Source organism: Mycobacterium sp. 852002-51163_SCH5372311, from assembly GCF_001667115.1.
GTDB lineage: Bacteria > Actinomycetota > Actinomycetes > Mycobacteriales > Mycobacteriaceae > Mycobacterium.
Window position 1 is genome coordinate 16,914 of the sequence record NZ_LZIJ01000010.1, and the last position, 16,664, is coordinate 33,577.

A 16,664-nucleotide genomic window follows, 5' to 3' on the forward strand; every position below is an offset into this window, starting at 1 on the left:
GGCCGTTAGGGTGGTTATTCGTGGCTGGGCAAGAACCGGGGTGGAGGTCGACGAACGGCGGGCAACCGACGTTATGGGCGATCTCGGACCTGCACACCGGTCACACCGGCAACAAACCCGTCGCCGAGTCGCTGAACCCGTCGTCGCCGGACGATTGGCTGATCGTGGCCGGTGACGTTGCCGAGCGCACCGACGAGATTCGCTGGACGCTGGACCTGCTGCGGCGGCGGTTCGCCAAGGTGATCTGGGTGCCCGGCAATCACGAGCTGTGGACCACCAGCCGCGATCCGAACCAGATCTTCGGCCGAGCGCGGTACGAATACCTGGTCAACATGTGCGACGAGATGGGCGTGGTGACGCCCGAGCACCCGTTCCCGGTATGGACCGAGCGCGGCGGTCCGGCCACCATCGTCCCGATGTTCCTGCTCTACGACTACAGCTTTCTGCCACAGGGGGCGACCAGCAAAGCCGAGGGTTTGGCCATCGCGCGCCAGCGCAATGTGCTGGCCACCGATGAATTCCTGCTCTCGCCGGAGCCGTACCACACCCGCGAGGCTTGGTGTCGGGAGCGCCTGGCCAGTACCCGAGCCCGCCTCGAACAGCTGGACTGGATGACACCGACCGTGCTGGTGAATCACTTTCCACTGGTGCGAGAGCCCTGCGACGCCTTGTTCTATCCGGAGTTCTCGCTGTGGTGTGGAACCACCAAGACCGCGGACTGGCACACCCGTTACAACGCCGTCTGTTCGGTCTACGGCCACTTACACATTCCCCGCACCACCTGGTATGACGATGTGCGATTCGAGGAGGTGTCGGTGGGCTACCCGCGCGAGTGGCGGCGCCGCAAGCCGTACAGCTGGCTGCGGCAGGTGTTGCCGGATCCCCAGTACGCGCCGGGTTACCTCAACGACTTCGGCGGACATTTCGTGATCACCCCCGAGATGCGGGCGCAGGCCGCCCAGTTCCGGGAACGGTTGCGGCAGCGGCAATCTCGATGACGCCCGTCATGCTGGTGTCATCGGTGTTGCCCGACGCGCGGGACATGGCGTACGCGGAGTTGTACTCCGACCCGCCGGGGCTGTCCCCGCTGCCCGAAGAAGAGCCGCTGATCGCGAAGTCGGTCGCCAAGCGGCGCAACGAGTTCGTCACCGCCCGGCACTGCGCCCGCATCGCGATGGGTGAGCTCGGCCTGCCTCCGGTACCGATCCTGAAGGGCGACAAGGGGGAACCGTGCTGGCCCGAAGGCGTGGTGGGCAGCCTCACCCACTGCACCGGCTATCGCGGCGCGGTGGTGGCACGCAGTAGCGCGGTGCGCTCGGTGGGCATCGACGCCGAGCCGCATGACGTGTTACCCAATGGCGTGCTCGACGCGATCACGATCGACGAGGAACGTCACGAAATCACCACCCTGCCCGCGGGGCTGCATTGGGACCGAATCCTGTTCTGCGCCAAAGAGGCGACATACAAGGCCTGGTTCCCGTTGACGAAGCGCTGGCTGGGTTTCGAGGACGCTCACATCGTCTTCGACGTCGACAGCGAAGGGAACACCGGCGAGTTCGTCTCCAAGATACTGATCGACGGTGCCGCGCTGACCGGTCCCCCGCTAACCGCCCTGCGCGGGCGCTGGTCGGTGGAGCGCGATTTGGTGCTGACCGCCATCGTGCTGTGAGTTCAGCTACCGAGCTCAGCCCGGGCCCCAATCCAGGGATCGTCGTCGTGGACAAACCGGCCGGCATGACCAGTCACGACGTGGTGGGACGCTGCCGCCGCATCTTTTCCACCCGCCGGGTGGGACACGCGGGGACGCTGGACCCAATGGCCACCGGCGTGCTGGTGATCGGGATCGACCGTGCCACCAAGATCCTCGGCCTGCTGACCGCGGCGTCCAAGTCGTATGCCGCCACCATCCGGCTCGGCCAGACGACGTCCACCGAGGACGCCGAAGGTCAAGTGTTGCAATCGGTTTCGGCTGCACACCTGACACCTGAGGTAATCGGTGCCGCGATCGAGGGGCTGCGTGGTGACATCATGCAGGTGCCGTCGGTGGTCAGCGCGATCAAGGTCGGCGGCCGTCGCGCCTACCGGTTGGTCCGCGAGGGTCACACCGTCGAGCTGAAAGCCCGGCCGGTGCGCATCGAGAGGTTCGAGCTGGTCGCTGTTCGACGCGAGGATCAGCTGGTGGACCTGGACGTCGAAGTGGACTGCTCGTCGGGCACTTACATCCGCGCGCTGGCCCGCGACCTGGGCGAGGAGCTCGGGGTCGGTGGGCACCTGACGTCGCTGCGGCGCACCCGGGTCGGGCGCTTCACGCTGGACCGGGCGTGCTCGCTGGACGAGCTGGCGGAGCGGCCCCGGCTGAGCCTGACCCTCGACGAGGCCTGCCTGTTGCTGTTCCCGCGCCGCGACCTGACCGCCGATGAAGCCGAGGCGACCGGCCACGGCCGCTCGCTTGCTCCCGCCGGCATCGACGGGGTCTACGCCGCCTGCGACCCCGGCGGCCGGGTAATCGCGCTGTTGCGTGACGAGGGCTCGCGGACCATGCCCGTCGTGGTAATCCGTCCGGCGACGCTCTGACCGACCGGGACTCGGAACAACTGCACGTTAGATGCACTTCAGCATGTACTGTTGACCTCGCCAGGACCATCGTCGTGGTGAGGAGGGGTGAGCGGTGGCCACGGAAGTCGACGGCCGGAGCGTCCGGCGCACCCAGGCAGAGCGCAGTGCGGCGACGCGGGCGCGTTTACTGGACGCGACCATCGAATGCCTGATCGCCTATGGTTATGCGGGGACCACCACGCCCCGGGTAGCCGAGTTGGCAGGAGTTACCCGTGGCGCTCAGATTCACCACTTCCCGTCGAAGGAAGATCTGGTGGTCGCCGCCATCGAGCATCTGGCCCAGCAGCGCGCTCAAGCCGCAATCGCAGAGCTGGGCCGTGTCAAAGCCAGCTCCGATCTGATTTCAACCGTGCTGGACTTCATGTGGGAGGCGCATCAGGGACCTATGTTCGTTGCCGCAGTGGAACTTTGGGTTGCGGCTCGCACAGATTCGGTATTGGCGCGTCAGATCCAGCGGGTGGAGCCGCTGGTCAACAGCGCGCTGATCGCGGCGATTGCCCAGCTGATCCCCGAACAGCAGGAGCAAAAGCAGATCCGGGACGTGGCCTACACCGCGATGGACGCACTGCGCGGAATACTCGTCGCCAGCTTCGTCGAACAAGATGCCGACCGCGCTCGGCGGCGTTGGGAGCGGGCCTGCGCCGACCTGCGCCCCCGCCTTACCGAGATTTTGCCGGAGTCGTTGTCTGAATAGCGCCGCCGTGCCTTTGTCGCACCGCTGTTGACCTTCTGCCGACAATTGTTGCAAGATACAATCTGGTGTGTATGTTTCTTCGAGAGGAATGTCGTGACGAACAAGGTGTACGTGGTAGGCGTCGGCATGACGAAATTCGAGAAGCCGGGCCGCCGCGAGGGCTGGGACTACCCCGACATGGCCAGAGAGTCGGGGACAAAGGCGCTCGAAGATGCCGGCATCGAATACTCCGAGGTCGAGCAGGGTTACGTCGGCTATGTCTACGGGGAATCGACGTCCGGTCAGCGGGCACTGTACGAGTTAGGCCTGACTGGCATTCCGATCGTCAACGTCAACAACAACTGCTCGACCGGATCGACAGCGCTTTACCTTGCCGCCCAAGCGATCCGCGGTGGATTGGCAGACTGCACGATCGCGCTGGGTTTCGAGAAGATGAAGCCGGGATCGCTGTCCACGAGCTATGACGACCGTGCGCAACCGATGGACAAGCATGTGATGGCGATGGCCGAGATCTCCGAGGTGCTCTTTCCGGCGGCACCCTGGATGTTCGGCGCCGCCGGTCGCGAACACATGAAGAAATACGGAAGCACCGCAGAGCATTTCGCGAAAATCGGCTACAAGAACCACAAGCATTCGGTGAACAATCCGTACGCGCAATTCCAGGAGTCCTACACCCTCGACGACATCTTGGCGTCGCGGATGATCTACGACCCGCTCACGAAACTGCAGTGCTCGCCGACCTCGGATGGCTCCGGCGCGGCGATTGTGGCCTCGGAAGCCTTCGTCGACAAGCACGGCCTGGCCGGCCAGGCGGTGGAGATCGTGGGACAGGCCATGACGACCGACTTCACTTCGACCTTCGACGGCACCTGCAAAGGGCTCATCGGCTACGACATGAACGTCCAAGCGGCGCAACGCGTCTACGAACAATCGGGTCTGGGGCCAGAAGACTTCCAGGTGATCGAGCTGCACGACTGCTTTTCTGCCAACGAACTGCTGCTGTACGAGGCTCTCGGCCTGTGCGGAGAGGGCGAGGCGCCCAAGCTGATCGACAACGGTGACACCACCTACGGCGGACGGTGGGTGGTCAACCCGTCCGGCGGCCTGATCTCCAAAGGCCATCCATTGGGCGCCACCGGTTTGGCGCAGTGCGCCGAGTTGACCTGGCAACTGCGCGGCACCGCCGACAAGCGTCAGGTCGAGGGTGTCACCGCGGCGCTGCAGCACAACATCGGGCTCGGCGGTGCGGCCGTCGTCACCGCATATCAACGAGCGCAACGCTGATCCGGCAACGACGAAAGCCAACACGGAAGCATTCACATGGGACACATCGAAGCCACCCGGGACCTGGCCGCCAGTCCGGAAGCACTGTGGGACACGGTCGCTGACCTGGCCAACTGGGACAAATGGTTCACCGTGCACGAAAAATGGCTCGCGGAACCACCGGCCGCGCTGAGCGAGGGCGCCAAGCTGACCGCCAAGATCGTCATGCTGGGGATGGCCAACAAGATCGAATGGACAATCGAATCGGTCGACGCGCCAAACCATTTGGTGCTGGGGGGCACCGGCATGGCAGGCGTCAAGGCGCAGTTCACGTTCGATATTGCGCCGGAGGGCACCGGCTCCAGGTTCACCGTGTCCGGTGACTTCGAAGGGGCGATGATCAAGGGCGCGCTGGGCAAAGCGGTGGAAAAGGACGGCGTCAAGCAGCTTGCCAAGACGCTGGATCAACTCGACGAATTGGCGTCGGCGTCGGCATGACAAGCCACGAGCTGCAGTTCGACGACAACGCCCTGAATCAGTGGACCGACGACGAGCGGTTCGAGGTAACGAGGGAACGGCTGGCCGAGTATGCGGCGGCCACCAATGATCCGATCGCGGCGCACCGGTCGGGGGAGGTGGCGCCGCCGGTATTCGCGATCGTCCCAGTATTCGAAGCGCTGCTCATCCCGGCAGTCGACGTGATGCCAGTCGAACTGATACCGCGAGTGGTGCACGGAGAGCAGGACTTTCGCTTCCATCGGCCGATCCGACCCGGTGACAAACTGGTTTCGCGCTCCAAGATGATCGGCTACGAAGGCCTGGAGAAGGGTACCCGGGCGGCCATCCTGCTCGAATGCCGAACCGAGGATGGTGCACTGGTCAACGAGCAGTATGTGACCACGTTCGTTCGCGGGTTCAACGTCGGCAAGGCGGTGGGCGAATTGAGCCCGAGCCACAAGTTCGACGACACGCTGCGCGCCAAGGCCCCGGTTGCCAAGGTTCTGCAGCACATCGACGCAGACCAGACGTTTCGCTACTCCCCGGCAGCCGGTGATCCGATGCCGATTCATCTCGACGAGGACGTGGCCAGGGACGCCGGGCTGCCCGGAATCATCGCCCACGGATTGTGCACCATGGCGTTCACCTCCTGGGCGGTGCTCACCGAGTTGGCCGATTCCGACGTGAACCGGCTCAAGCGGCTCGCGGTCCGATTCTCCAAACCGGTGTTGCCCGGCGATGACCTGGAGACCAAGATCTGGAAAAAGGTTGCTGCGAAAGGAATCACCAGCTACGCATTCGAAACCACAAGAGGCGACGGCGTCGAGGTGGCGATCACCGATGGACTGGCGGAAATCGCCGACTGACATTGGAGGAATGAGCAAATGGGAGTTCTGGACGGCCGGGTCGCGGTGATCACCGGCGCGGGCCGCGGGATCGGACGCGAACATGCGCTGTTGTTCGCCCGAGAAGGGGCCAAGGTCGTCGTCAACGACCTCGGCGGTGACAACGCCGGTGCGGGCGCCGACAGCGGCCCCGCTGGCGAGGTGGTGGAGGAAATCATTGCCTCCGGTGGCACCGCCGTCGCCAACACTGCCAACATCGCCACCTGGGATGGCGCGAAAAGCGTTGTGCAGCAGGCTATCGACGAATTCGGCCGACTGGACGTACTGGTCAACAACGCAGGCATCCTGCGCGACTCCTTCATCGCCGGCATGGAGGAATCCCAATGGGACGCGGTGATAGCCGTGCATTTGAAGGGTCATTTCGCGATGCTGCATCACGCCGCCGCGTACTGGAAGAACCAGTCGAAGTCCGGCGATCAGCCCAATGCCGCAGTGATCAACACGGCGTCTGGCTCCGGGGTCACGCTGCCGAACCCCGGTCAGGCGAATTACGGTGCGGCCAAAGCCGGAATCGCGGCGTTGACCCTGATCGCCGCCGAGGAGCTGGAGCGCTACGGCGTTCGGGTCAACGCGATCGCGCCGATCGCCCGTACCCGGCTCACCCTGGCGACCCCGGGCATGGGCTCGTTCATGGCCGAACCCGAGGAAGGCGAACACGATTTGTTCAGTCCGGCCAACATCTCGCCACTGGTGGCCTACCTGGCGACGGAGAAGTGCCCGGTGACCGGCAAGGTGTACGCCGTTCAGGGTGGCGCGATTTCGCGACTGTCCGGTTGGCGGGATGTGGAGACCATTGAGACCGACGGTCCCTGGTTGATCGACGACATCGCCGCACGTCTGCCGCAGTAGACCCCACCGATCAAACGTCCACCCGATCAGGAGTATGTGATGTTCGAATGGTCCGAAACCGACCTGATGGTGCGGGACGCGGTTCGCCAGTTCATCGACAAGGAGATCCGCCCGCATTTGGACGAACTGGAAACCGGTCAGCTTTCGCCGTATCCGATCGCGCGAAAGCTGTTCAGCCAGTTCGGTCTTGACGCGATGGCCGCCGAATCGGTCAAGTCGATGCTCGACCGGGAGCGAGCCAGACAGGAGGGCACCGATACCCGCGGCGACGGGCAGGACGAAAACCACAGCTCAAGCGCTATGGGCGGGCTGGGTGGCCAGGCGTCGATGGTCGCGATGCTGGTGTCCGAGCTGGCCGGGGTCAGCATTGGCTTGCTGAGCACTGTGTCGGTAAGCCTCGGACTGGGCGCGGGGACCATCATGAGTCGCGGCACCCTGGCCCAGAAGGAACGCTGGTTGCCCGAGCTGATGACGCTGGAAAAGATTGCGGCATGGGCGATCACCGAACCCGACTCCGGGTCGGATGCGTTCGGCGGGATGAAGACCCACGTCAAGCGCGACGGAGAGGATTACATCCTCAACGGCCAGAAGACCTTCATTACCAACGGGCCCGACGCCGACGTTCTCGTCGTCTACGCCAAGCTCGACGAAGACACCGCCGTGGACAAGCGCAACCGGCCCGTGCTGATCTTCGTGCTCGACGCGGGCATGCCCGGTCTGACACAGGGCAAGCCCTTCAAGAAGATGGGCATGATGTCCTCGCCGACGGGCGAATTGTTCTTCGACAACGTGCGGCTCAGCCCGGACCGGCTGCTCGGCGGGACCCAGTCCTACGAAAAGGACGGCCGCGACAGCGCCCGCGACAATTTCGCCACCGAGCGCATCGGGATCGCCGCGATGGCGCTGGGCATCATCAACGAATGTCACCGGCTCTGCGTGGATTACGCGAAGACCCGCACGCTCTGGGGCAAGAACATCGGGCAATTCCAACTGGTCCAGCTCAAGCTGGCCAAGATGGAAATCGCCCGGATGAACGTGCAGAACATGGTCTTTCACAGCATCGAGCGGCAGCAGGCCGGCAAGCCGCTGACCCTGGCCGAGGCATCGGCGATGAAGCTGTACTCATCCGAGGCAGCGACCGACGTCGCGATGGAGGCCGTGCAGCTGTTCGGCGGCAACGGCTACATGGCCGAGTACCGGGTGGAGCAGCTGGCCAGAGACGCCAAATCGCTGATGATCTACGCGGGCAGCAACGAGATACAGGTGACCCACATCGCCAAAGGGCTGCTGAGCTAGGCAACCACCCAAATTGCCCGGGCGGCTGGACTGCCCAGCTCGACGGTGGTCTGGCCGCCGTCGGCCGACTCGATCGCCACCGAGATCATGCCGGCGAACTCGCGGCGGGTCAGCACCCGGAACTGCGAGTCCAGACTGATCCCGACGCTGGCGAAATAGCGCAGCATCTCCGGGTCGGCATCGGAAATACGGGCCACTGTCCCGGTGTCTCCGTCGTCGCAAGCCCACAGCTGACGGGCCGGCGGCGTCGGCACTTGCCCATCCGTGGCGGGAATGGGGTCGCCGTGCGGGTCGCGTCGCGGGAACCCCAGCTTGGCGTCGATGCGGGCCATCAAGCGATCCGATACCGCGTGCTCGAGCACCTCGGCCTCGTCATGCACCTCGTCCCAGCCGTAGCCCAATTCGTTGACCAGGAAGGTCTCCAGCAGCCGATGCCGGCGGACCATTGCCAGCGCCGCTCGCCGGCCCGCATCGGTCAGGGTCACCGCGCCGTACTTCTCATGGTTGACCAGGCCCTGCTCGGCGAGCTTGCGGATCGACTCCGAGGCCGTGCTGGCGGAAACACCGATCTTCTCGGCCAGCATCTTGGTGCTGACCTTGTGCGGAGCCCCCTCGGGGGACCACTCCTGCGCAGTCCAGATGACCTTCAAATAGTCCTGGGCAACCGCGCTAAGGCCGCCGGCCTCTTCGTCAGCCCTCACAACAGAAGAGTCTAGGGCCAACGAATCTGCGGTGAGGGCGCGTCCGCCCGCGTCATCGGCGCTCTCATCGCAGTCTGGGAGCCCTGAGCGCAGGCTCGCACAGCAACGCACGGCACCTGGAATGCCGTCCAGCCCGCCGATCCCGCACGCATCCAGCCCGGCACCGTAGGCTTGCGATCGTGCAGCGGTGGCGCGGCCAGGACGAGATCCCCACGGACTGGGGTCGATGCGTGCTCACCATCGGGGTGTTCGACGGCGTGCATCGTGGTCACGCCGAATTGATCGCGCACGCGGTCAAAGCCGGGCGCGCCCGCAACGTGCCGACCGTGTTGATGACATTCGACCCGCACCCCATGGAAGTGGTCTATCCCGGCAGTCATCCGGCCCAGCTGACGACGCTTACGCGCCGCGCCGAACTCGTCGAGGAGCTGGGTATCGACGTGTTCCTGGTGATGCCGTTCACCACCGATTTCATGAAGCTCACACCCGAGCGCTACGTGCACGAACTGCTGGTGGAGAACCTGCATGTCGTCGAGGTGGTGGTGGGCGAGAACTTCACGTTCGGCAAGAAGGCCGCCGGCAACGTCGACACTCTGCGCAAGGCCGGCGAGCGATTCGGGTTCGCGGTGGAATCGATGTCGCTGTTGTCCGAGCACCACAGCAACGAGACCGTGACGTTCTCGTCGACCTACATCCGGTCCTGCGTGGACGCCGGTGACGTGATGGCCGCGACCGAGGCGCTTGGTCGCCCGCACCGCGTGGAAGGCGTCGTGGTCCGGGGCTACGGCCGGGGCGCCCAGCTGGGATTTCCCACCGCGAACGTGGCGCCGCCGATGTATTCGGCCATCCCGGCCGACGGCGTCTACGCGGCGTGGTTCACCGTGCTCGGTCAGGGACCGGTGACAGGGACCCCCGGGGCAATTGTCCCCGGTGAGCGCTATCAGGCCGCGGTGTCCGTCGGCACCAACCCGACGTTTTCCGGGCGCACCCGCACCGTCGAGGCGTTCGTGCTGGACACCGACGCAGACCTGTACGGCCAGCATGTGGCGCTGGACTTCGCTGCGCGCATCCGTGGACAGCGCAGGTTCGATTCGGTGGACGATCTCGTCGCGGAGATCGCCAGGGACACCGAGCGGACGCGTGCGCTGCTAGCTGGGGGGTCTGGGGGGTAACTCCGCTAGCCGGCGCGCTGCTAAACTGCCCGACGACATCGGCGCGTGCTGCGGTTCGCGGTGGCCGCGCCCCAAACATGATCTGAATCCCTGATCGCGGACCTATTGATGGAGATATTTCGTGGCGCTTACAGCCGAGCAGAAGAAAGAAATATTGGGCACCTACGGCCTGCATGACACCGACACGGGGTCCCCGGAGGCCCAGGTCGCGCTACTGACCAAGCGGATCGCCGACCTTACCGAGCACCTCAAAGTGCACAAGCACGACCACCACTCGCGGCGGGGGTTGCTGCTGCTGGTGGGCCGGCGGCGCCGCTTGCTCAAGTACGTGTCGCAGATCGACGTGGAGCGCTACCGCTCGCTTGTGGAGCGGTTGGGTCTGCGTCGCTGACACCGTGCCGGGCGTGCCCGGTAAATCCCGAGTCCCCCTGGACCTGCGGGTTAGCCCGTGTAGAGTGAGAGCGTTCTGGACCGGCTCGGTCCAGCAGACGGTGCGGTTCACGCAGCTCCGCGTGTGCCGTTCCAGCGTGTCATGTCACCAGGGAGCAGCCCAGTCTGCATCGGGCGGTCTTCGGTAGTGGCTGCCGGGCTCCCCGCATCCGGGACAGACCGGCCGCTTCGATCGATGGCCGTAGCCGTATTCAGATTTGCTCCTGACGGGCACCCGGTTCGGGTTGCGCATGGATGCGCGAAACAGCTGAATAACCTAGAGAGGCCATACGGACACCTATGTCTGTAGCTCAAATTGAAGAGGGCGTGTTCGAGGCGACCGCCACCATCGACAACGGGAGCTTCGGCACCCGCACCATCCGTTTCGAAACCGGCCGGTTGGCCCTGCAGGCCGCCGGCGCTGTGGTCGCCTACCTGGACGAAGACAACATGCTGTTGTCGGCGACCACCGCCAGCAAGAGCCCCAAGGAACACTTCGACTTCTTCCCGCTGACCGTCGATGTCGAGGAGCGGATGTACGCCGCCGGCCGCATCCCCGGCTCGTTCTTCCGTCGCGAGGGCCGACCCTCCACCGACGCGATCCTGACCTGCCGGCTGATCGACCGCCCACTGCGCCCGTCGTTCGTCGACGGGCTGCGCAACGAGATCCAGATCGTGGTCACCATCCTGAGCCTGGATCCCAACGACCTGTACGACGTGCTGGCAATCAATGCCGCGTCGGCCTCCACCCAGCTGGGCGGCCTGCCGTTCTCCGGCCCGATCGGCGGTGTGCGGGTGGCGCTGATCGACGGCACCTGGGTGGCCTTCCCCACGGTCGAGCAGACCGAGCGGGCCGTCTTCGACATGGTGGTCGCGGGTCGCATAGTCGGTGAAGCCGACGGCAAGAAAGACATCGCCATCATGATGGTGGAGGCGGAGGCCACCGAGAACGTCATCGAACTTATCGACGGCGGGGCCCAGGCGCCGACGGAAAGCGTTGTGGCGCAAGGCCTCGAGGCGGCCAAGCCGTTCATCGCCGCGCTGTGCACCGCGCAGCAGGAGCTCGCCGACGCTGCCGCCAGGCCGACCAACGAATATCCGACGTTCCCCGATTACGGCGAAGACGTCTACTACGCGGTGTCCTCGGCGGCCACCGAGGAGCTGTCGTCGGCGCTGACGATTCCCGGCAAGGCCGAACGCAACGAGCGCACCGAGGAGCTCAGGACGCAGGTTCTCGAGCGGCTCGCCGGCACCTTCGAGGGCCGCGAGAAAGAGGTCAGCGCCGCTTTCCGCTCGTTGACCAAGAAGCTGGTCCGCCAGCGCATCCTCACCGACCACTTCCGCATCGACGGTCGCGGCATCACCGACATCCGCGCCCTGTCCGCCGAGGTCGCCGTCGTCCCGCGGGCGCACGGCAGTGCGCTGTTCGAGCGCGGCGAAACCCAAATCTTGGGCGTGACCACACTCGACATGGTCAAGATGGCCCAGCAGATCGACTCGCTGGGACCCGAGACCACCAAGCGCTACATGCACCACTACAACTTCCCGCCCTTCTCCACCGGCGAGACTGGCCGGGTCGGCTCGCCCAAGCGGCGTGAGATCGGGCACGGCGCGCTGGCGGAGCGGGCGCTGGTGCCGGTGCTGCCCAGCGTCGCGGAGTTCCCTTACGCCATCCGGCAGGTGTCGGAGGCCCTGGGCTCCAACGGGTCGACGTCGATGGGATCGGTCTGTGCCTCCACGCTGGCGCTGCTGAACGCGGGTGTTCCGCTGAAGGCGCCGGTCGCCGGCATCGCAATGGGCCTGGTCTCCGACGATGTTGAGGTCGAAGGCGGCGGCACCGAGCGACGCTTCGTCACCCTGACCGACATCCTGGGTGCCGAAGACGCCTTCGGCGACATGGACTTCAAGTGCGCCGGCACCAAGGACTTCGTCACCGCACTGCAGCTGGACACCAAGCTCGACGGGATTCCGTCGCAAGTGCTCGCGGGCGCGCTCGAGCAGGCCCGCGACGCACGGCTGACCATCCTGGAGGTGATGGCCGAAGCCATCGACAAGCCGGACGAGATGAGCCCGTTCGCCCCGCGGGTGACCACCATCAAGGTTCCGGTGGACAAGATCGGCGAGGTGATCGGTCCGAAGGGCAAGGTCATCAACTCGATCACCGAGGAGACCGGCGCGCAAATCTCAATCGAAGACGACGGCACGGTGTTCGTCGGCGCCACCGACGGGCCGTCCGCGCAGGCCGCCATCGACCGCATCAACGCGATCGCCAACCCGCAGTTGCCGACGGTGGGCGAGCGGTTCCTCGGAACCGTGGTCAAGACAACCGATTTCGGCGCGTTCGTGTCGTTGCTGCCGGGGCGTGACGGTCTGGTGCACATCTCCAAGCTCGGCAAGGGCAAGCGGATCGCGAAGGTAGAGGACGTCGTGAACGTCGGCGACAAGCTGCGGGTGGAGATCGCCGACATCGACAAGCGAGGCAAGATCTCCCTGGTGTTGGTGGCCGAAGAAGAGAGCTCGGCGGACAAGACCCCTGCCGGTTCGGGTGCCGCGCCAGCCGATGCCGTTAGCTGATCCCAAGCGGCCGGCGACTGAGCCCGCGACGGCCGGGGCACCGCGGCGCACCACCCTGCCCGGCGGACTGCGCGTGGTCACCGAGCACCTGCCCGGCGTCCGCTCGGCGTCGGTCGGGGTTTGGGTCGCGGTGGGTTCGCGCGACGAGGGTGCCACGGTGGCCGGTGCTGCGCACTTCCTCGAACACCTGCTGTTCAAGTCGACGCCGACGCGCACGGCGGTGGATATCGCCAGGGCCATGGACGCCGTCGGCGGGGAGCTCAACGCCTTCACCGCCAAGGAGCACACCTGCTACTACGCGCATGTGCTGGACAGCGACCTGGCGCTCGCGGTCGACCTGGTCGCCGACGTGGTGCTCAATGGTCGGTGCGCTGCCGAGGATGTCGAACTGGAACGCGCCGTCGTCCTCGAGGAGATCGCGATGCGCGACGACGACCCCGAGGACGCGCTGGCCGACATGTTCCTCACGGCACTTTTCGGTGACCACCCGGTGGGCCGCCCGGTGATCGGTTCCGCGCAATCCGTCTCGGCCATGACGCGCAGCCAACTCAACTCGTTTCACCTGCGTCGGTACACACCCGAACGGATGGTCGTCGCGGTTGCCGGCAATGTCGACCACGACGAAGTGGTGGCACTGGTGCGCGAGCATTTCGGGCCGCACTTGGTGCGTGGGAGGCGTCCCGTCGCGCCGCGCAAAGGTGCCGGGCGAGTGAACGGCGGGCCGCGGTTGACGCTCGGCAAACGCGACGCCGACCAGATCCACGTGTCGTTGGGTGTGCGCACACCCGGTCGCGGCTGGGAGCACCGCTGGGCCCTGTCGGTGCTGCACACGGCGCTGGGCGGCGGTCTGAGTTCGCGGCTGTTCCAAGAGGTTCGCGAGTCACGCGGCTTGGCCTACTCGGTGTATTCGGCGCTGGACATGTTCGCCGACACCGGCGCGTTGTCGGTGTACGCCGCTTGTCTGCCCGAGCGCTTCGCCGAGGTCATGCGCGTGACCAGTGAGGTGCTCGAATCGGTGGCGCGCGACGGCATCACCGAGGCGGAGTGCCGGATCGCCAAGGGTTCGCTGCGCGGCGGGCTGGTGCTGGGCCTGGAGGATTCCGGCTCCCGGATGAGCCGCATCGGGCGCAGCGAGTTGAACTACGGCAAGCACCGCAGCATCGAACACACCTTGCAGCAAATCGAGGCGGTCACCGTCGAGGATGTCAACGCGGTGGCCCGCCGGCTGCTGGACAACCGCTACGGGGCGGCTGTGCTCGGCCCCTACACTTCGAAACGATCACTGCCGCAACCACTTCGGGCGATGGTAAATTAGCGCGATGGTGCTCGGCTTCTGGGACCTCTCGGTGCCCATCGTCGGAGCTCCCATGGCCGGTGGCCCCGGCGGTCCGGCGCTGGCCGCGGCGGTGTCCAACGCCGGCGGGCTGGGCTTCGTCGCCGCCGGGTATCTGAGCGCGGAGCGGTTCGCCGACGACATCGCCGCCGCGCGCGCCGCCACTACCGGGCCGCTGGGTGTGAATCTCTTTGTGCCCCAACCCAGTGTCGCCGACTGGGTGCAGCTGGAGTACTACGCTGAGGAACTCGAGGAAGTCGCCGAGCACTACCATGTGGAGGTCGGGCGGCCGGAATTCGGTGACGACGACGACTGGGAACACAAGCTCGAGGTGGTGGCCGACGTACGCCCGGAGCTGGTGTCGTTCACCTTCGGCGCGCCGCCACCCGACGTGGTCGGGCGGCTCAGCGCGCTGGGACTGCTGGTGATGGTCACGGTGACGTCGGCTTACGAGGCGGGCGTGGCCATCGCCGCCGGCGCGGACAGCCTGGTCGTCCAGGGGCCGGATGCCGGCGGCCACCGGGGGACATTCGCGCCCGACATGGAGCCCGGCGAGGAGTCGCTGCACCAGCTGATCGATCGAATCGGCCATGCCCATCGCGATATTCCGCTGGTGGCGGCCGGCGGATTGGGGACCGCCGAGGCTGTCGCCGGTGTGCTGCGCAGGGGAGCGGTGGCCGCGCAGGTCGGCACCGCGCTGTTGCTGGCCGACGAAGCCGGCACCAACCCCACCTACCGCGCCGCTTTGAAGCATCCGCAATTCACCAATACCGTTGTCACCAAGGCATTCTCGGGTAGATACGCGCGTGCTCTGGAAAACGAGTTCACCCGACTGCTCGACAATGTGGCGCCGCTGGGCTATCCCGAGGTCAACCAGATGACTGCGCCGATACGGGCAGCGGCGGTCGAGGTCGACGATCCCAACGGGATCAACCTGTGGGCGGGTACGGCTTATCGGCAGGCGAATTCTGGTCCGGTGGCCGAGATCGTCGCAAGCCTTGCCGCGACTGGCTAGCCGTTTCGGAATGCGCTTTTGTAGCCGTCTTCGGGTGTGAACTCACGGCTTTCGGCGTGAATCGACGGCCTCCGTTGTGAGCCTGGGGCTTTCGGTGTGAATCGACGGCTTTCGGTGTGAACCTAGGGCGAAAATCGGCGCGAATTTCCGCCCAGGCTACACACCCGAAGCCAAGGATTCACTCCCGAAGCCAAGGATTCACACGCAAAGACTGTCTGCTCGTGGACCGCGCAAGCATCAGCCTGTCAACCCAGAATGCTCCCCGCGTCGGTGAACGCCAAACCGAGGTCGGTAGCCACCCGTTCGGACAGCAGTGCACCGTCGTGAGTTGAAAGCCCTTTGGCCAGAGCGGGATCCGAACGGCAAGCCGCCCGCCAGCCGTGGTCGGCAAGCTTGAGCACATACGGCATGGTCGCGTTGGTCAACGCGAAGGTCGACGTCCTGGGCACCGAGCTGGGCATGTTGGTCACGCAGTAGAACAGTGTGTCGTGTACGGCGAAAGTCGGGTCATCGTGGGTGGTCGGGCGAGAGTCCTCGAAGCAGCCGCCCTGGTCGATCGCGATGTCCACCAACACTGCTCCTGACTTCATATGTGCGACAAGTGAATTCGTGACCAGCATGGGCGCCTTGGCGCCCGGGACCAGGACCGCCCCGATAACCAGGTCGGCACCTTTCAGAGCATCCTCGAGCTCGTACACCGATGAGTGGCGGGTCCGGAACTTTCCGTCCAGTTCCCGGAGCCGGTTGATGTTGACGTCGAATACCGTGACGTCAGCACCCATTCCGCCGGCCACGCGGGCGGCGTTGTAGCCCGCGTTCCCGCCGCCGATCACCACGACTACGGCCGGTTCCACGCCGGGCACCCCGCCCATCAGCAGGCCTCGTCGAGCAGGCGGGCCGCTTTGGGTTCGCATCAGGTGATAGGCCCCGACCTGGGCGGAGAGTCGCCCGGCGACTTCGCTCATCGGGGCCAGCAGGGGCAGCGCGCCGTCGGCCGTCTGCACGGTCTCGTAGGCGATCGAGGTTGTCCCGGAAGTCAATAACGCGTCGGTGCACGCGCGTGACGCGGCCAGGTGCAGAAACGTGAACAGAATCTGGCCGCGGCGCAGCAGGGGATACTCCGCCGGCATCGGCTCCTTGACCTTGAGCAGCAAGTCGGCGCCGGGGAAGGTTCGGCAATTTCCGACGCGGACTTCAAGGCGGCGGGCGCTCAATTGATCACCACCGCCGAAGAAGTCTGGGCCGGCGCCGACTTGCTGCTCAAGGTCAAGGAGCCGATGCCGGCGGAGTATCCCCTGCTGCGCCGCGGCCAGATTCTG

The 16,664-nt window shown here is 65.6% G+C and carries 15 protein-coding genes and 2 pseudogenes; 15 read left to right on the plus strand and 2 right to left on the minus strand.

All coding sequences use genetic code 11. The features are described from left to right. Nucleotides 1-20 precede the first annotated feature (20 nt). The 9 genes from A5791_RS00790 to A5791_RS00830 all read left to right on the plus strand — a co-directional run bounded on the left by A5791_RS00790 (nt 21) and on the right by A5791_RS00830 (nt 8,121). Nucleotides 21-998: a metallophosphoesterase gene (locus tag A5791_RS00790; RefSeq protein ID WP_067229402.1), complete on the plus strand. Its 978-nt coding sequence runs from the start codon at nt 21-23 to the stop codon at nt 996-998. After that, nucleotides 995-1,669 (plus strand): 4'-phosphopantetheinyl transferase, encoded by a 675-nt coding sequence (locus tag A5791_RS00795; RefSeq protein WP_067229404.1) that lies wholly within the window; start codon nt 995-997, stop codon nt 1,667-1,669. The genes A5791_RS00790 and A5791_RS00795 overlap by 4 nt, the downstream gene beginning before the upstream one ends. Next, a complete protein-coding gene (gene truB / locus A5791_RS00800; RefSeq protein ID WP_255397589.1) occupies nt 1,666-2,574 on the plus strand; it encodes a tRNA pseudouridine(55) synthase TruB in 909 nt (302 codons plus the stop codon). Before A5791_RS00795 ends, truB begins: the two co-directional genes overlap by 4 nt. 94 nt (nt 2,575-2,668) lie before the next feature. Next, nucleotides 2,669-3,310: a TetR/AcrR family transcriptional regulator gene (locus A5791_RS00805; protein WP_067229409.1), complete on the plus strand. Its 642-nt coding sequence runs from the start codon at nt 2,669-2,671 to the stop codon at nt 3,308-3,310. A gap of 93 nt (nt 3,311-3,403) precedes the next feature. Beyond that, nucleotides 3,404-4,594: a lipid-transfer protein gene (locus A5791_RS00810; RefSeq protein WP_067229412.1), complete on the plus strand. Its 1,191-nt coding sequence runs from the start codon at nt 3,404-3,406 to the stop codon at nt 4,592-4,594. A gap of 36 nt (nt 4,595-4,630) precedes the next feature. Continuing rightward, on the plus strand, nt 4,631-5,071 hold the full coding sequence (locus A5791_RS00815) for an SRPBCC family protein (protein ID WP_067229416.1): 441 nt from the start codon (nt 4,631-4,633) through the stop codon (nt 5,069-5,071). Beyond that, on the plus strand, nt 5,068-5,937 hold the full coding sequence (locus tag A5791_RS00820; protein ID WP_067229419.1) for a MaoC/PaaZ C-terminal domain-containing protein: 870 nt from the start codon (nt 5,068-5,070) through the stop codon (nt 5,935-5,937). The genes A5791_RS00815 and A5791_RS00820 overlap by 4 nt, the downstream gene beginning before the upstream one ends. An 18-nt stretch (nt 5,938-5,955) precedes the next feature. Further along, nucleotides 5,956-6,825 carry an SDR family oxidoreductase gene (locus A5791_RS00825; RefSeq protein WP_067229422.1) on the plus strand — a complete coding sequence of 290 codons (870 nt, stop codon included), beginning with the start codon at nt 5,956-5,958 and terminating at the stop codon, nt 6,823-6,825. 39 nt (nt 6,826-6,864) lie between these two features. Beyond that, entirely contained in the window at nt 6,865-8,121 is a 1,257-nt protein-coding gene (locus A5791_RS00830) for an acyl-CoA dehydrogenase family protein (RefSeq protein WP_067229427.1), read from the plus strand. On the opposite strand, the gene mntR is transcribed toward A5791_RS00830, so the two are convergent. Further along, a complete protein-coding gene (gene mntR, locus A5791_RS00835) occupies nt 8,118-8,822 on the minus strand; it encodes a manganese-binding transcriptional regulator MntR (RefSeq protein WP_067229432.1) in 705 nt (234 codons plus the stop codon). The genes A5791_RS00830 and mntR overlap by 4 nt on opposite strands. A gap of 179 nt (nt 8,823-9,001) precedes the next feature. Here mntR and A5791_RS00840 point away from each other — a divergent pair, with 179 nt between their 5' ends. The 5 genes from A5791_RS00840 (at nt 9,002) to A5791_RS00860 (ending at nt 15,345) form a co-directional block, all read left to right on the plus strand. Then, the gene (locus A5791_RS00840; RefSeq protein WP_067229437.1) at nt 9,002-9,994 is read left to right on the plus strand and encodes a bifunctional riboflavin kinase/FAD synthetase; all 993 of its coding nucleotides are present in this window, start codon (nt 9,002-9,004) and stop codon (nt 9,992-9,994) included. 121 nt (nt 9,995-10,115) lie between these two features. Further along, nucleotides 10,116-10,385: a 30S ribosomal protein S15 gene (gene rpsO / locus A5791_RS00845; protein ID WP_067113585.1), complete on the plus strand. Its 270-nt coding sequence runs from the start codon at nt 10,116-10,118 to the stop codon at nt 10,383-10,385. 338 nt (nt 10,386-10,723) lie between these two features. After that, entirely contained in the window at nt 10,724-12,997 is a 2,274-nt protein-coding gene (locus tag A5791_RS00850) for a polyribonucleotide nucleotidyltransferase (protein WP_067229441.1), read from the plus strand. Continuing rightward, complete coding sequence (locus tag A5791_RS00855; RefSeq protein WP_067229462.1) at nt 12,984-14,312, plus strand: pitrilysin family protein; 1,329 nt, start codon at nt 12,984-12,986, stop codon at nt 14,310-14,312. The genes A5791_RS00850 and A5791_RS00855 overlap by 14 nt, the downstream gene beginning before the upstream one ends. A 4-nt stretch (nt 14,313-14,316) precedes the next feature. Next, a complete protein-coding gene (locus tag A5791_RS00860; protein ID WP_067229444.1) occupies nt 14,317-15,345 on the plus strand; it encodes a nitronate monooxygenase in 1,029 nt (342 codons plus the stop codon). Nucleotides 15,346-15,590: 245 nt separating this feature from the next. Here the strand turns inward: A5791_RS00860 and ald are convergent. After that, nucleotides 15,591-16,601: pseudogene (gene ald / locus A5791_RS00865) on the minus strand (alanine dehydrogenase); the annotation flags it as partial. On the opposite strand from ald, the pseudogene A5791_RS27585 reads away from it, so the two are divergent. Next, a pseudogene (locus tag A5791_RS27585) lies at nt 16,557-16,664 on the plus strand (hypothetical protein); the annotation flags it as partial. The pseudogenes ald and A5791_RS27585 sit on opposite strands and share 45 nt — an antisense overlap.

What these genes read in the sequence shown, in the direction of transcription:
- A5791_RS00795 (WP_067229404.1), top strand. Translation starts at nt 995, where the DNA reads ATGACGCCCGTCATGCTGGTGTCATCGGTGTTGCCCGACGCGCGGGAC.
- A5791_RS00815 (WP_067229416.1), top strand. Translation starts at nt 4,631, where the DNA reads ATGGGACACATCGAAGCCACCCGGGACCTGGCCGCCAGTCCGGAAGCA.
- A5791_RS00820 (WP_067229419.1), top strand. Translation starts at nt 5,068, where the DNA reads ATGACAAGCCACGAGCTGCAGTTCGACGACAACGCCCTGAATCAGTGG.
- A5791_RS00825 (WP_067229422.1), top strand. Translation starts at nt 5,956, where the DNA reads ATGGGAGTTCTGGACGGCCGGGTCGCGGTGATCACCGGCGCGGGCCGC.
- A5791_RS00830 (WP_067229427.1), top strand. Translation starts at nt 6,865, where the DNA reads ATGTTCGAATGGTCCGAAACCGACCTGATGGTGCGGGACGCGGTTCGC.
- A5791_RS00850 (WP_067229441.1), top strand. Translation starts at nt 10,724, where the DNA reads ATGTCTGTAGCTCAAATTGAAGAGGGCGTGTTCGAGGCGACCGCCACC.
- A5791_RS00855 (WP_067229462.1), top strand. Translation starts at nt 12,984, where the DNA reads ATGCCGTTAGCTGATCCCAAGCGGCCGGCGACTGAGCCCGCGACGGCC.
- A5791_RS00860 (WP_067229444.1), top strand. Translation starts at nt 14,317, where the DNA reads ATGGTGCTCGGCTTCTGGGACCTCTCGGTGCCCATCGTCGGAGCTCCC.